Source organism: Serratia sp. A07 (genome assembly GCF_058725505.1).
This window is the reverse complement of sequence record NZ_JBZXDO010000009.1, coordinates 38,507-53,676: the sequence shown is the minus strand read 5'-3', so window position 1 is coordinate 53,676 and position 15,170 is coordinate 38,507. Positions and strand designations below refer to the sequence as shown.

The window sequence follows — 15,170 nt, the reverse complement described above, 5'->3', positions numbered from 1 at the left end:
AAGCATGGAAATTGCATTTTACCTGGCAGGTTTGATTGCGGTGGCCGCGACGATTCGCGTGATCACCCATACCAACCCTGTACATGCGCTGCTGTATCTGATCGTCTCGTTATTGGCGATCTCGGCAGTCTTCTTCTCGCTCGGCGCCTACTTTGCCGCCGCGTTGGAAATCATCGTCTATGCGGGCGCCATCATGGTGCTGTTCGTGTTCGTGGTGATGATGCTGAACCTCGGCAACGTGCAGCAGCAAGAGCGCGACTGGATGAAGCCGACGGTGTGGATCGGGCCTGGCCTGTTGTCGCTGGCGCTGCTGGTGGTATTGATCGTCGCTATTCGCAGCGTATCCGACCAGGGTATCAGCGGCGAGATGGTCGACGCGAAGGCGGTGGGCATCAGCCTGTTCGGGCCTTACGTATTGGCGGTTGAGCTGGCCTCAATGCTGCTGTTGGCGGGTCTGGTTGTCGCCTTCCATATCGGCCGCGAGCACAAGCCTGGCGAGGTGCTGAGCAACGCGCCGGCGAGTGGCGAAATGGCGAGAAGAAAATCGGAGGAGCAAGCATGATCCCTCTTCAACACGGCCTGATCCTGGCGGCTATCCTGTTTGTGCTCGGGCTGACCGGGCTGCTGGTGCGCCGCAACCTGCTGTTTATGCTGATCAGCCTGGAAGTGATGATCAACGCTGCGGCGTTGGCGTTTATCGTGGCGGGAAGCTACTGGGGCCAGGCGGACGGTCAGGTGATGTACATCCTGGCGATCAGCCTGGCGGCAGCCGAGGCCAGTATCGGCCTGGCGCTGCTGCTGCAGCTCTACCGTCGTCGTCATACCCTGAATATTGATACTGTCAGTGAGATGCGCGGATGAACCTATTATATTTAACAATTCTGCTACCGCTGATCGGGTTCCTGCTGCTGGCATTTTCCCGCGGTCGTTGGTCTGAGAACACGGCGGCTACCGTCGGCGTGGGCTCTATCGGCCTGGCTGCGCTGGTCACGGTGTATGTGGCGATGGATTTCTTCGCCCAGAAAGCCGCCGGCGTGCAGCTGTTCGAGCAAAGCCTGTGGACCTGGATGGCCGTCGGCAACTTCAATATCGGCGTGACCCTGGTGCTGGACGGCCTGTCGCTGACCATGCTGTCGGTGGTCACCGGCGTCGGCTTCTTCATCCACATGTTCGCCTCCTGGTACATGCGCGGTGAAGAGGGCTACTCGCGCTTCTTCGCTTACACCAACCTGTTTATCGCCAGCATGGTGGTCTTGGTGCTGGCGGACAACCTGCTGCTGATGTATCTGGGTTGGGAAGGCGTGGGCCTGTGCAGCTACCTGTTGATCGGTTTCTACTACAAAGATCCGGCCAACGGCGCGGCGGCGATGAAAGCCTTCATCGTGACCCGCGTGGGCGACGTGTTCCTGGCGTTCGCGCTGTTCATCCTCTACAACGAGCTGGGCACGCTGAATATCCGCGAGCTGATGATCCTGGCACCGCAGAAACTGGCGGTGGGCGATACGGCCATCACTTGGGCGACCCTGATGCTGCTGGGCGGCGCGGTCGGTAAATCGGCGCAGCTGCCGTTGCAAACCTGGTTGGCGGACGCGATGGCGGGCCCAACCCCGGTTTCCGCACTGATCCACGCGGCGACCATGGTGACCGCGGGCGTCTATCTGATCGCCCGTACGCACGGCCTGTTCCTGATGGCGCCAGAAGTGCTGCACCTGGTGGGCATCGTCGGTGCGGTCACTCTGCTGCTGGCCGGCTTCGCCGCACTGGTGCAGACCGACATCAAGCGCGTGCTCGCTTACTCCACCATGAGCCAGATCGGTTACATGTTCCTGGCGCTGGGCGTGCAGGCATGGGACGCGGCGATCTTCCACCTGATGACCCACGCGTTCTTCAAGGCGCTGCTGTTCCTGTCGTCCGGTTCGGTGATTCTGGCTTGCCACCACGAGCAAAACATCTTCAAGATGGGCGGCCTGCGCAAGAGCATCCCGCTGGTGTACGTCTGCTTCCTGGTGGGTGGCGCGGCGCTGTCTGCGTTGCCGCTGGTCACGGCCGGCTTCTTCAGTAAGGACGAGATCCTGGCGGGCGCGATGGCCAACGGCCACATCAACCTGATGGTGGCCGGCCTGGTCGGCGCGTTCATGACCTCGCTGTACACCTTCCGTATGATTTTCATCGTGTTCCATGGCGAAGAGAAAATCAAAGCGCATGCCGGTAAAGGCATCACTCACCACCTGCCGCTGCTGGTTCTGCTGGTGCTGTCCACCTTCGTCGGCGCGATGATCGTGCCGCCGTTGCAGGGCGTGCTGCCGGATACGACCGAGCTGGCGCACGGCAGCGTGCTGACGCTTGAAATCACCTCCGGCGTGGTGGCTATCGTCGGCATTCTGCTGGCGGCCGCGCTGTGGCTGGGCAAACGCAGCCTGGTCAACAGCATCGCCAACAGCGCGCCGGGGCGTTTCTTCTCGACCTGGTGGTTCCATGCCTGGGGCTTCGACTGGCTGTATGACAAAGTGTTCGTCAAGCCGTACCTGGGCATTGCGAAGCTGCTGCAGCGCGATCCGCTGAACTCGCTGATGAACCTGCCGGCCGTCTTCTCCCGCTGGGGGAACCGCGGTCTGACGGTGAGCGAGAACGGTCAGGTGCGTTGGTATATAGCGTCTATGGGTGTGGGTGCAGTGGTCGTATTGGCTCTGTTGATTTTGGTTTAATTGAATAATTTAAACAGACGCATTTTTCGGGCGTAGCGCCGGGCAGGCGCTACGTACAAAGTTTGAAATTATTCGTATAAGGGACACAAAACGCCATGCTATTACCTTGGCTAATTCTTATCCCCTTTATCGGCGGTCTGCTGTGCTGGCAGCTTGAGCGCTTCGGTACTAAGGTGCCGCGCTGGATAGCGCTGATCGCAATGGGGCTGACGTTGGCGCTCTCTCTGCAGCTGTGGATGCAGGGCGGCTATACCTTGACCACGCCGAAAGGCATTCCGCAGTGGCAGAGCGAATTCCTGCTGCCGTGGATCCCGCGCTTCGGCATCTCCATCCACCTGGCGCTGGACGGCCTGTCGCTGCTGATGGTGGTGTTGACCGGTCTGCTGGGCGTGCTGGCGATCCTCTGTTCCTGGCGTGAATTCCAGAAGTATCAGGGCTTCTTCCACCTCAACCTGCTGTGGATCCTGGGCGGCGTTATCGGCGTGTTCCTCGCCATCGACATGTTCCTGTTCTTCTTCTTCTGGGAAATGATGTTGGTGCCGATGTACTTCCTGATCGCGCTGTGGGGCCACAAGGCGTCGGACGGTAAAACCCGTATCACCGCGGCGACCAAGTTCTTCATCTACACCCAGGCCAGCGGTCTGGTGATGCTGATTGCGATCCTGGGCCTGGTGTTCGTGCACTACAACGCGACCGGCGTGTGGACCTTCGATTACGAAGACCTGCTGCAAACGCCGATGTCCCACAACGTGCAATATCTGTTGATGCTGGGCTTCTTCATCGCCTTCGCGGTGAAAATGCCGGTGGTGCCGCTGCACGGCTGGTTGCCGGACGCGCACAGCCAGGCACCGACCGCAGGTTCCGTCGACCTGGCGGGCATCTTGCTTAAAACGGCGGCCTATGGCCTGCTGCGTTTCAGCCTGCCGCTGTTCCCTGAGGCTTCGCACGAGTTTGCGCCAATCGCCATGTGGCTGGGCGTGATCGGTATCTTCTACGGCGCCTGGATGGCGTTCGCGCAGACCGACATCAAACGTCTTATCGCCTACACCTCGGTTTCGCACATGGGCTTCGTGCTGATCGCCATATACACCGGCAGCCAGCTGGCTTACCAGGGCGCGGTGATCCAGATGATCGCGCACGGTCTGTCCGCCGCCGGTATGTTTATCATCTGCGGCCAGCTGTATGAGCGTCTGCATACCCGCGACATGCGTCAGATGGGCGGCCTGTGGGGGCGGATCAAGTTCATCCCTGCGCTGTCGCTGTTCTTCGCCGTGGCTACGCTGGGGATGCCGGGTACCGGTAACTTCGTCGGCGAATTCATGATTCTGTTCGGCAGCTACCAGGTGGTGCCGGTGATCACCGTGATTTCTACCTTCGGTCTGGTGTTCGCTTCGGTTTACTCGCTGATCATGATGCAGCGCGCTTATTACGGTGCGCCTAAATCCGACCAGCCGCTGCAGGGCATGACCGCGCGCGAGCTGTTCATCATTCTGCTGCTGGTGGTGTTGCTGGTTCTGCTGGGGGTTTACCCGCAGCCGATTCTGGATACTTCCAACGCGGCGATGAGCAACGTGCAACACTGGTTTGGTTCGTCAGTTTCAGCAATTTCAACAACAAGGCCGTAATTCGCCATGACAATAACTCCTCAACAACTGATCGCACTGCTGCCGCTGTTGATCGTCGGATTGACGGTGGTGGTTGTGATGCTAGGCATTGCGTGGCGACGCGACCACTTTATCAACGCCACCCTGACCGTGATCGGTCTCAACCTGGCGCTGCTTTCGCTGTACTTTGTCGGCCAGGCAGGCCCAATGGACGTCACCCCGCTGCTGCGGGTTGACGGTTACTCGATGTTCTACACCGGGCTGGTGCTGCTGGCGAGTCTGGCGACCTGCACCTTCGCGTATCCGTGGCTGGTCGGCTATCCGGATAACCGCGAAGAGTTCTACCTGCTGGTGCTGATCGCCGCCATGGGGGGCATCCTGCTGGCGAGCGCCAACCATCTGGCTTCGCTGTTCATCGGTATCGAGCTGATCTCGCTGCCGCTGTTCGGCCTGGTGGGCTACGCCTACCGCCAGAAGCGCCCGCTGGAAGCCGCCATCAAGTACATGTTGCTGTCCGCCGCCGCGTCGTCGTTCCTGCTGTTCGGCATGGCGCTGCTGTATGCCGAGTCCGGCGATCTGTCGCTGGCCGGCCTCGGCAAGAGCCTGCAGGAAAACATGATGCACCAGCCGCTGATCCTGGCCGGTATGGGCATGATGATCGTCGGTCTGGGCTTCAAGCTGTCGCTGGTGCCGTTCCAACTGTGGACGCCGGACGTGTATCAGGGCGCGCCTGCGCCGGTCTCGACCTTCCTGGCGACCGCCAGCAAGATCGCGATCTTCGCGGTCGTGATGCGTCTGTTCCTGTATGCCCCGGCCGCCGACAACGAGGCGCTGCGCATGGTGCTGTCGATCATCGCGTTCTGCTCTATCTTGTTCGGTAACCTGATGGCCATCAGCCAGACCAACATCAAGCGTCTGCTGGGCTACTCGTCGATCGCTCACCTGGGCTACCTGCTGGTGGCGCTGATTGCGGTGCAAACCCATCAGCTGTCGCTGGAAACCGCCGGCGTTTACCTGGCCGGTTACCTGTTCAGCAGCCTGGGCGCCTTTGGCGTGGTCAGCCTGATGTCCAGCCCGTACCGCGGCCCGGATGCGGATTCGCTGTTCTCTTACCGTGGTCTGTTCTGGCACAAGCCAATCTTGTCCGCGGTGATGACGGTGATGATGCTGTCGCTGGCCGGTATCCCGATGACGCTGGGCTTTATCGGTAAGTTCTTCGTGATCGCGATGGGCGTCAGCGCACACCTGTGGTGGCTGACCGGCGCAGTCGTGGTAGGCAGCGCCATCGGCCTGTACTACTACCTGCGCGTGACCGTCAGCCTGTTCCTCAGCGCGCCGGAATCGCTGCAGCGCGATACCCCGAACAACTGGGCGTTGACCGCCGGTGGCGTCGTGGTGCTGATCTCAGCCGCGCTGGTGCTGCTGTTGGGCGTCTATCCGCAGCCGCTGATTTCGCTGGTGCAGATGGCTCAGCCGACGTTCTGATAACGCTTCAGACGGTAAAAAGGTCGCTTCGGCGACCTTTTTTTATGGGGAAACGGCACTCAGCCGTAATGGGCGCTAAACGAGGTTTCCAGCGCCTGCACCACCGCGCGCACGCGGGCGGCGCGTTGCAAATCGGGATGCAGCACCAGCCAGATATCCACCCAGTCTTTGTTCTCCGGGAGCAGGCGCATCAGCTCCGGGTCTTTGTCCGCCAAAAACGCGGAGAGCAGGCCGATGCCCAGCCCGCTGCGGGTGGCGGAGCGCAGCAGCAGCTGCGAATTGCATTGCAGCACGACGTTGGGCTCGTGCAGAGCCTCGCCGCAGAAATTGTTCCAGTGGCGCGGCACCAGCTCGCGCGGGAACATCAGCAGATCGTGGCCGCGCAGCTGCTCGCCCCTGACCGGCATGCCGCGCCGCGCCAGGTAGTGCTGAGAGGCGTACAGACCCATTTCGATGGTGGCTAAGCGTTTGATGATCAGCTCATCGTCATCGGGACGGGCGCCGCGGATCGCCAGATCTGCGCCGTGGTAAGAAATATCGGCGATGTTGACCGCCGTCAGCAGCGTGACGGTGATGGCGGGGTAGCGTTCCCGCAGATCTTGCAGCGCCGGCATCACGAAGGCTTCGGCCAGGGTGTCGGTGGTGGCGATGCGCACGTTGCCGTTCAGGCTTTCGTCACCGCTGGCGGCTTTACGGTTGATCGCCTGCACCGCATTTTCCATCTTCATCACGTCCGCCAGCATTTCCTCCCCCAGCGGGCTGAGGGCGAAGGATTTCGGCGTGCGGATAAACAGCTTGGAGCCGAGCGCATCTTCGAAAGCGGACAGCCGTCGACCGACGGTCGCCTGATCGACATGCAGCTGGCTGGCGGCTTTGCGTAGCGTGCCACAGCGTGCGACGGCCAAAAAGAAGCGCGCGTCGTCCCAATTCATCATGCCATTTCCTCTCTGCAGATTTGTCGGCACCGTGGGGCACGGGCCAAGCCAGGCGAACAATAACGGTTTCTATCATAAAGCGTTGTTCCGTCCGGGGGGAGACAAAGACGGTTAACGGCCTGCACATCGGCGGTTATTTCTCCGGTGATGCAAGAATGCATCAGGGTGATTCATTCTTGACGATACTTCGCCCGTCGCCGTAACGCTATGATAAGCGCCGTTCCCGGCTCGTCGGGTGAGGAAAAACGTCGATGGCAGGCCGCCACCTGCCGACTTTGGGAGTTAAAGCATGTCAGAAAATACCGCCATCCAGGACACGGTGCCGAAAAACGCGCAGGCATCGCGCATGGGTATTCTATTGTTCCTGGCATTGGCACTGATGTCGGCATTGCTGAACAGCAGTGCGCCGACGCCGCTGTATCCGCTGTATCAGCAGCAGCTTGCGCTGAGCTCCGTCAGCCTGACCGTCGTTTACGGCGCTTACGCCGCCGGCGTGCTGATCGCTTTGTTCGGCGTCGGCAATCTGTCCGGCAAAGTGAAGGATTTGCGCAGCATGATCGTGCCGGCATTGCTGGTGGTGTTGAGCGGTGCGCTGCTGTTCGCGCGGGCTGATACCTTTGCCATGATGCTCATGGCGCGACTGTTAGCCGGGGTGGGCACCGGGGCATTGACCGGTGCGGCAAACATCGCGTTGGTGCGTTTTGGGCCACGAGACGGCGGTAAAAACGCCGCGCTGATCGCCACGTTGTCCTTTACCACAGGATTGGCGCTGGGCCCGATCTTCAGCGGCATCGCTTTGCAGACCGGTTTTCATCCCACGACGCTGCCGTTCGTTTTCATCATGGTCATTGCCGCCGTGGCTGCGTTGGGCGTGATGTTCTCGTGGCCGCGTGGCGTGGTTACGGCGCCGACCCATGCTACGCCGGCTGCGACAGAAAAAAGCTCGCTGCTCGATGGCCTGCGCGCCACCGGCGGTAAATTCTATGTCTGTGCCGGGGCGCTGTTTATCTGTTGGGCCCTGGCCGCCAGCATTTTGGCTATCGGCCCCAGCGTGGCGGAAACGCTGTTAGGCCTGCACGCTCGAGGCGTCTTTGGCTATGCGATTGCGGTTTATCTGTTGATCGCCGGTATCAGCCAGATCCTGAGCCGCCGCCTTAACGCCCGCCATTCGCTGTTGTTCGGTTGCCTGGCGCAGGTGCTGGCGGCGGTGGTATTCGCCGTGGCGATCCAGTGGCATTCACTGTGGCTGGCGGCTGCGGGGCTGGTGGTGGCCGGCTATGCTTACGGCGCCATTTTCGTTGGCAGCGCGACCCTGGTAAACCTGATTTCGCCGCCGGCCAGCCATGCACGTTTGCTTTCGCTGTTTTACGTTATCGCTTATATCGCCAACTGGGTGCCTATCTTGCTGGGGATCGTGGTCGACCGTGTCGATCTACAGCAGGCAACCCATCTGCTGTTCCTTAGCAGCACCACGGTATGCCTGTTGTTGGCATGGATGACGGTACGTGCTGGGTTCCCACGTTAATATTTTTGTGATTGAAGTCTCTTTTATTTAATTAATTATTCTTTAATTGCATTTATATTGTGATTTTAATCACATGAAATGACCGGCTTTCGGGTAAACTGCGCGCTTTCGTTTTGCCGCGGGTCACTTTATGAACGTTCTTTTCGCCATTGCCGTTACTACCGGGATCCTCTCCGGCGTGTGGGGCTGGGTTGCCGTCAGCCTAGGGCTGATCGGTTGGGCCGGTTTTCTCGGCTGCACGGCGTATTTCGCCTGCCCGCAGGGTGGGTTGAAAGGGCTGGTGATCGGCGCGTTGACCTGCTGCAGCGGCGTCTTCTGGGCAATGGCGATCATCCACGGCAGCGAACTGGCGCCGCAGTGGAATCTCTTGGGGTATCTGCTGACCGGCGTCGTGGCATTCCTGATGTGCATTCAGGCTAAACAGCAGTGGCTGGGGTTCGTGCCCGGCACCTTTATCGGCGCCTGCGCGACCTTCGCCGGCGGCGGTGATTGGCCGCTGGTGACGCTTTCCCTGCTGGTGGGCCTGCTGTTCGGCTATGCGATGAAAAACAGCGGTTTGTGGTGGGCGGCGCGCAGCGAAAAAGCCCGCGCTACGCCGCCGATGGGCTCGAATGCCGGCTCAAACGGTGCCGCCGAGTGAGAGGCGGTAATACAGATCGTGGCGCTCGGCGCAAGGTTCGCCCGCGATCCGCAACAGCAGCATTTCGGCGGCGGTTTTCCCCATGTCAAAGCGCGGCGTGATCACGCTGGCGATGCTCGGCGTGGTCGCCTGGCCAATATCCAGGCCGTGAAATCCCGATAACGCAACCTCTTGCGGCACGCGCACGCCGAGACGCAGACAGGCCTGCAACACGCCCACTGCCAGATCGTCGTTGGTGCACAGGATACCGTCGAGCTGCGGGTAGCGTTCGCGCGCCATCGCCAGCATGTCGGCGCCGATCGAAACCGAAGAGACCCGATGCGGCGCGATCTGACGCGGCGTTTGCCCCTGAGCCGCCATGGCGCGGCAGTACCCCCGATAGCGTTTATTGTCGCGGGCGTCCGACATGGCGCCAAAGTAAACGATATGCCGTTTGCCGCTGGCGAGCAGCGCTTCGGTCATGTCATACCCCGCCTGTTCATTATCGAACCCCACCGCAATCCGCCCCGGCGGCGCGTCGAGATCCATCACCTGCGCGAGGGGGATTTTGGCGGCGCCGAGGTAGGTCTCTGCGCGCAAGGTATGCGCAGAATCGGTGAGGATCAGCCCGGCGATCGGGTAGCTCAACAGCTGCGCGATCTGCTCTTCTTCCCGTTGCGGGCTGTAATCGTAGTTCATCACCAGCGTTTGGTAACCCCGTGCTTGGGTAACGGATTCGATGCCGGCCAGCAGATCGGCGAAGATCTGGTTGTTGAAGGAGGGGACCAGCACGCCGAGACGCGGTTTTCTGCCGGCCTGTGCGGCATCGGCGCCGGTGACGTTCAGCTCCCGCATGACCTGCGCAATGCGTTCGGCGGTGTCGGCCGCCACTTTTTCCGGCGTGCGCAGGAAGCGGCTGACGGTCATTTTGGTCACGCCGGCCAATTGTGCGATGTCCTGTAGCGTAACGCGGGGGTGTTTCATTCGGTGGCCTTCACGGGCGGCGCGGCAAGGGCGGATAGCGGTATGTTAACAAATCGATTTGGCGATAACAATGAATGCACCTCTATTGAAAATAGCCATTTTTCAATCGGATAGCTGATTTTTACCCGCGTGCTGCCTGCGTGAGATCACGTTAAGGGTAACAGGGTTTCGTAACATGATTTTCAGTGATTTCCATCACGTTTTTACCGGTAACAATCGGCTGAGATAGAGGCCTGTCCGATTGGAGGCCTGATGGCCGGGAATCACCATGAACAATCTGTTTTCACTGGATAACAAAATCGTCTTGATCACCGGCGCCTCGCGCGGCATCGGTTTTCTGCTGGCGCGCGGCCTGGCGCAGCAAGGCGCACATATTCTGGTCAACGCCACCACCGAAGAACATGCCCGGCACGCCGCCGAGCGCCTGCGCGAAGAGGGCCTGCGTGCCGATGCGGCGGCGTTCGACGTCACCGATTCCCAGGCGGTGCAGGCCGCCATCGACCGTATCGAAGCGGATATCGGCGCGATTGACGTTTTGATCAACAACGCCGGCATCCAGCGCCGCCACCCGTTCACCGAGTTTCCGGAGCAAGACTGGGACGACATCATCGCCGTCAACCAGAAGGCGGTCTTCATCGTGTCGCAAACCGTGGCGCGTTACATGGTGCCGCGCCGGCGCGGCAAGATAGTCAACATCGGCTCGATGCAAAGCGAGCTGGGGCGGGACACCATCACCCCTTATGCGGCGTCCAAGGGGGCGGTGAAAATGCTGACGCGCGGCATGTGCGTGGAGCTGGCACGCTACAACATTCAGGTCAACGGCATTGCCCCCGGCTATTTCAAAACCGAGATGACGCAGACGCTGGCCGACGATCCGGCCTTCACCGCCTGGCTGACCCAACGCACACCCGCCGCGCGCTGGGGCGATCCGCAGGAGCTGATCGGCGCGGCGGTGTTCCTGGCCGCCGACGCCTCCGCTTTCGTCAACGGGCAGCTGCTGTTTGTCGATGGCGGCATGTCGGCGGCGGTGTAACTTTTTTTCGTGGAGTCTTGAGATGAAAATTCAAACTCAGTCCTGCGTGGTCAATGGCAAACGAGACGTGGCGGTGATCGCGCAAGAAGTGGATTACCGGGGGCAGGGAACGCTGGTGAAAATCAGCCGCGGCGGTATCTGCGGCTCGGATCTGCATTACTTTCAGGAAGGCAAGGTCGGCAATTTTCAGGTGCGTCAGCCGATGGTGCTGGGCCATGAGGTGATCGGCGAGGTGGTCGCCAGCGATTCACCGCGGCTGCCGGTCGGGCAGAAGGTGGCGCTCAATCCCAGCAAACCCTGCGGGCAGTGCAAATACTGTCTGGAGCAGCAAAGCAATCAATGCGTCGAGATGCGTTTTTTCGGCAGCGCGATGTATTTTCCGCACGTTGACGGCGCTTTTACCCAATACAAAGTGGTGGATAGCGCGCAGTGTGTCCCTTACGGCGCCGATCGCGACGACAGGGTGATGGTGTTCGCCGAACCGCTGGCGGTGGCGATCCACGCAGCGAAACAGCCCGGCGACGTGACGGGAAAAAAGGTCTTCGTGTCCGGCGTCGGCCCGATCGGCTGCCTGTTGGTGGCGGCGCTGAAAGCGCTGGGCGCCGCCGAGATTGTCTGTGCCGATCTCAGCCCGCGCTGCCTGGCGATCGCCAGGCAAATGGGGGCCGATCGGTGCCTGCATGCCGCGGACGACGATGTTAGCGATTATCAGCAGGGCAAGGGGTATTTCGACGTCGCCTTCGAAGTGGCGGGGCATCCGCAGTCGCTGCAGCGCTGTCTGGAGATCACCCGCGCCAAAGGCACCGTGGTGCAGGTGGGCATGGGTGGCAGCTTTCCCGATTTCCCGCTGATGTTGTTGATCGCCAAGGAGTTGAACCTGCTCGGATCCTTCCGCTTCGTGGCGGAGTTTGCGCTGGCGGTGGCGTGGCTGGCCGACGGCGTGGTCGATCCGCTGCCGTTGCTGTCGGCGGAGTTCGCCAGCGGGCAGCTGGCGCAGGCGCTGGAGTTTGCCGGCGATAAGCGCCAGGCCGCCAAGGTGCAATTGGTGTTTTAGGGTAAAAGTCCGATGGCCGCAGGCGGCGATCCTTGTCTATAGTGTAGGAACGCTTAATTTTTCAACCACGGAGATCTCACGATGGCAAGACATACGGATGCTGAGCAAACTACGCTGGATGACGATCTGAGAATGCTGACCGAGACGCTGGAAGAAGTGCTGCAATACACCGGCGATCGCGCGGATCAGGCTTACGTCGACATCAAGTCGCACGCCGAGCAGGCGCTGAGTGAGGTCAAGGCGCGCTGGGCGAACACCGGTGAATCCTACTACGCGCGCGCCAAAGAAGCGGTACATCGCACCGACGACTACGTGCGGGATAAACCCTGGCACAGCGTAGGTATCGGCGCCACCGTTGGGCTGGTGCTGGGGCTGCTGCTGGCCCGTAAATAATGACGGCATCGGGGCGGCGCAGGCCGCCTCGTGCTTTTCTGCAGACTGTGTTGTTCATCTCGCTGTTTCCCCGCTGGCTTTCCCTTATCCCGCCTATACTTCCCGCTAGCCGTCGTCGGAGCGCCACTATTTGCCTTGTTTTTGTATGGACGGATTGAGCCGGCGCCGCCGCAAGTGTAAAGTATTTGTGTCTTTATTGTTTATTTTTTGTTATAAATCAAATAATTATCTGGTGTAAACACCCAGGGATATACGGCGTTCTTGCGCTGGCGCAAAAGCCGTGAAAATAACACCTCATATAATACAGAGCGTAACTACAGGCGCGGCGTCCGTCGGCTGCGCCGGAGACGATCTCTGCTAACTGACTTGTGAGCGAACTATGTCGACAAGTGTTTTTAATCGCCGGTGGGCGGCTGTGCTGCTCGAGGCGCTGGCCCGCCATGGGGTGCGGCATGTTTGTATCGCTCCGGGATCGCGCTCCACGCCGCTGACGCTGGCCGCTGCGGCCAACCGATCGTTTATCTGTCATACCCATTTTGATGAGCGCGGGCTCGGCCATCTGGCGCTTGGGCTGGCGAAGGCGGCGCGTGAGCCGGTGGCGGTGATTGTCACGTCCGGCACCGCGGCGGCGAACCTTTATCCCGCGTTGATCGAAGCTGGCCTGACCGGTGAGCGGCTGGTGTTTCTCACCGCCGATCGGCCGCCGGAACTGATCGACTGCGGCGCCAATCAGGCGATCCGTCAAAGCGGCCTCTACAGCAGCCACCCGACGCTGGCGATCGATCTGCCGCGTCCTACGCCGGATATTCCGGCAGCGTGGCTGGCCTCCAGCGTCGACAGCGCGATGGCGCGCCTGCAGCACGGCGCTTTGCACATCAATTGCCCGTTCGCCGAGCCGCTGTACGGCGGCGACGAACGTCACTATGCCGATTGGTCCGCCGCGCTGGGCGACTGGTGGCAGAGCGATCGTCCGTGGCTGCAGGAAAGCGAGACGCATGCGGCGCCATTGCCGCAGCCGGACTGGTTCTTCTGGCGGCAGAAACGCGGCGTGGTGCTGGCCGGGCGCATGAGCGCGCAAGAGGGCGCTCAGGTGGCCGAATGGGCCGCAACGCTGGGCTGGCCGCTGATCGGCGACGTGCTGTCGCAGACCGGGCAACCGCTGCCCTGCGCCGATTTGTGGCTCGCTCACCCGCAGGCGCAGCGCGTACTGCAAGATGCGCAGTTGGTGGTGCAGTTCGGCGGCAGCCTGACCGGCAAACGCCTGCTGCAGTGGCAGGCGCAGTGCCGGCCGGAAGAGTATTGGGTCATCGACGAGCTGCCGGGGCGGCTCGATCCGGCCCAGCACCGGGGGCGGCGCCTGCGCGCCGGCGTGGCGCAGTGGTTGGCGCAGCACCCGGCACAGCCGCGCGCGCCGTGGGCCGCCGGGCTGGCCGCGCTGGCGGATAAGGCGCTGACGGCGGCATCCACGCATCTGCACGATAACTTTGGCGAAGCGCAGCTGGCGCATCGCCTGCCGGAACTGCTGCCGGAGAACGGCCAGCTGTTTCTCGGCAACAGCCTGGTGGTGCGACTGATTGACGCGTTAACGCCATTGCCCGTCGCCTACCCGGTATTCAGCAACCGCGGCGCCAGCGGCATCGACGGCCTGATCTCTACCGCCGCCGGCGTGCAGCGCGCAACCGCCAGGCCGACGTTGGCGGTGGTGGGCGATCTTTCCGCTCTGTATGACCTCAATGCGCTGGCGCTGCTGCGCCAGAGCTCGGCGCCAACGGTGTTGATCGTCGTCAACAACAACGGCGGCCAAATTTTCTCGCTGCTGCCGACGCCGGAAGAGGATCGTCAGCGCTTTTACTGCATGCCGCAGAACGTCGAGTTTAGCCACGCGGCGGCGATGTTCCAGCTGGGTTACGCGCGGCCGGAGAACTGGAGCCAGCTGCAACAGGCGGTTGAACAAGGCTGGCGGCGCAGCGGCGCCACGCTTATCGAACTGCAGGTGCCGCCGAGCGCGGGGGCCGAAAGCCTGCAATACCTGGTGCAACAGATGGCGGTGCAATGATGCTGGCGACGCGAATTTTGCAACAGGGCGAAGCGGGCCGCCCGTGGCTGGTGTGGCTGCATGGCCTGCTCGGCAACAACAATGAATGGCGGGTGATCGCCGCACGCTGCCCGGAATGGCCGTCGCTGGCCATCGATCTGCCCGGCCACGGCGATTCCGTGGCGGTGAGCTGCCACGGCTTCGACGACATCAGCGCGCAGATTGCCGCCACGCTGCAGCTGCGCAATATCGAACGCTATTGGCTGGTGGGCTACTCGCTCGGCGGGCGCATCGCCATGTATCACGCCTGCCACGGCCGCCATGCCGGCCTGCAGGGGGTGATCGTCGAGGGCGGCAACCCGGGGCTGGAGGACGAAGAGCAGCGCCGCCGGCGCTGCGAACAGGATGCGCTGTGGGCGGCGCGTTTTCGCAGTGAGCCGATCGCCGAGGTCCTGGCGGACTGGTATCAGCAGCCGGTGTTCAAAGAGCTTAGCCACGTGCACCGCCAGGCGCTGATCGCCGCGCGCTCGGTCAACAGCGGCCCGGCGATCGCCGACATGCTCGAAGCCACGTCGCTCGGGCGGCAGCCCTATCTGGCGCCGCAGCTGCGCCAACTGAGCGTGCCGCTGCAGGTGCTGTGCGGTGAGAACGACCCCAAATTTCAACGGCTGGCGCGCGACGCCGGGTTGCCGTTGCGCATCGTGCCGCAGGCCGGGCACAACGCGCATCTGGCCAATCCGCAGGATTTCGTCGCCGAGCTGCAGACCTTTCTCGTTAACCCTGGTTAAAGGAACCGAA

Annotated in this window: 14 protein-coding genes; 12 read left to right on the top strand and 2 right to left on the bottom strand. The window is 61.5% G+C overall.

What is annotated here, in order from left to right; genetic code table 11:
• Nucleotides 1-4: 4 nt before the first annotated feature.
• From nuoJ to nuoN, 5 genes are all read left to right on the top strand, one after another.
• Nucleotides 5-562 carry an NADH-quinone oxidoreductase subunit J gene (gene nuoJ, locus AC4PR2_RS11815; RefSeq protein ID WP_019453717.1) on the top strand — a complete coding sequence of 186 codons (558 nt, stop codon included), beginning with the start codon at nt 5-7 and terminating at the stop codon, nt 560-562.
• Nucleotides 559-861 carry an NADH-quinone oxidoreductase subunit NuoK gene (nuoK, locus tag AC4PR2_RS11810; RefSeq protein WP_004936014.1) on the top strand — a complete coding sequence of 101 codons (303 nt, stop codon included), beginning with the start codon at nt 559-561 and terminating at the stop codon, nt 859-861. The genes nuoJ and nuoK overlap by 4 nt, the downstream gene beginning before the upstream one ends.
• Entirely contained in the window at nt 858-2,705 is a 1,848-nt protein-coding gene (gene nuoL / locus AC4PR2_RS11805) for an NADH-quinone oxidoreductase subunit L (protein WP_019453716.1), read from the top strand. Before nuoK ends, nuoL begins: the two co-directional genes overlap by 4 nt.
• 95 nt (nt 2,706-2,800) lie before the next feature.
• Nucleotides 2,801-4,330 carry an NADH-quinone oxidoreductase subunit M gene (gene nuoM, locus AC4PR2_RS11800; RefSeq protein WP_492175154.1) on the top strand — a complete coding sequence of 510 codons (1,530 nt, stop codon included), beginning with the start codon at nt 2,801-2,803 and terminating at the stop codon, nt 4,328-4,330.
• Nucleotides 4,331-4,336: 6 nt separating this feature from the next.
• Nucleotides 4,337-5,794, top strand: a complete 1,458-nt coding sequence (gene nuoN, locus AC4PR2_RS11795; RefSeq protein WP_033635324.1) for an NADH-quinone oxidoreductase subunit NuoN — start codon at nt 4,337-4,339, stop codon at nt 5,792-5,794.
• 59 nt (nt 5,795-5,853) lie between these two features.
• Here the strand turns inward: nuoN and AC4PR2_RS11790 are convergent, their stop codons facing one another.
• Complete coding sequence (locus AC4PR2_RS11790; RefSeq protein WP_492175153.1) at nt 5,854-6,729, bottom strand: LysR family transcriptional regulator; 876 nt, start codon at nt 6,727-6,729, stop codon at nt 5,854-5,856.
• 289 nt (nt 6,730-7,018) lie between these two features.
• On the opposite strand from AC4PR2_RS11790, the gene AC4PR2_RS11785 reads away from it, so the two are divergent.
• Both AC4PR2_RS11785 and AC4PR2_RS11780 read left to right on the top strand, forming a co-directional pair.
• Entirely contained in the window at nt 7,019-8,254 is a 1,236-nt protein-coding gene (locus AC4PR2_RS11785; protein WP_060439364.1) for an MFS transporter, read from the top strand.
• Nucleotides 8,255-8,384: 130 nt separating this feature from the next.
• Complete coding sequence (locus tag AC4PR2_RS11780) at nt 8,385-8,894, top strand: DUF1097 domain-containing protein (RefSeq protein ID WP_033635316.1); 510 nt, start codon at nt 8,385-8,387, stop codon at nt 8,892-8,894.
• On the opposite strand, the gene AC4PR2_RS11775 is transcribed toward AC4PR2_RS11780, so the two are convergent.
• Complete coding sequence (locus AC4PR2_RS11775; RefSeq protein ID WP_193159319.1) at nt 8,874-9,857, bottom strand: LacI family DNA-binding transcriptional regulator; 984 nt, start codon at nt 9,855-9,857, stop codon at nt 8,874-8,876. The two genes, AC4PR2_RS11780 and AC4PR2_RS11775, sit on opposite strands and share 21 nt — an antisense overlap.
• Nucleotides 9,858-10,125: 268 nt before the next feature.
• On the opposite strand from AC4PR2_RS11775, the gene idnO reads away from it, so the two are divergent.
• The 5 genes from idnO (at nt 10,126) to menH (ending at nt 15,160) form a co-directional block, all read left to right on the top strand.
• Nucleotides 10,126-10,890: a gluconate 5-dehydrogenase gene (gene idnO, locus AC4PR2_RS11770; RefSeq protein WP_100396419.1), complete on the top strand. Its 765-nt coding sequence runs from the start codon at nt 10,126-10,128 to the stop codon at nt 10,888-10,890.
• A 22-nt stretch (nt 10,891-10,912) separates the two neighbouring features.
• Complete coding sequence (gene idnD, locus AC4PR2_RS11765; protein ID WP_492175152.1) at nt 10,913-11,944, top strand: L-idonate 5-dehydrogenase; 1,032 nt, start codon at nt 10,913-10,915, stop codon at nt 11,942-11,944.
• Nucleotides 11,945-12,025: 81 nt separating this feature from the next.
• Nucleotides 12,026-12,337: a stress response protein ElaB gene (elaB, locus tag AC4PR2_RS11760; protein WP_025160172.1), complete on the top strand. Its 312-nt coding sequence runs from the start codon at nt 12,026-12,028 to the stop codon at nt 12,335-12,337.
• Nucleotides 12,338-12,716: 379 nt separating this feature from the next.
• The gene (menD, locus tag AC4PR2_RS11755) at nt 12,717-14,393 is read left to right on the top strand and encodes a 2-succinyl-5-enolpyruvyl-6-hydroxy-3-cyclohexene-1-carboxylic-acid synthase (RefSeq protein ID WP_087763400.1); all 1,677 of its coding nucleotides are present in this window, start codon (nt 12,717-12,719) and stop codon (nt 14,391-14,393) included.
• A complete protein-coding gene (gene menH, locus AC4PR2_RS11750) occupies nt 14,390-15,160 on the top strand; it encodes a 2-succinyl-6-hydroxy-2,4-cyclohexadiene-1-carboxylate synthase (RefSeq protein WP_060420066.1) in 771 nt (256 codons plus the stop codon). Before menD ends, menH begins: the two co-directional genes overlap by 4 nt.
• Nucleotides 15,161-15,170 lie beyond the last annotated feature (10 nt).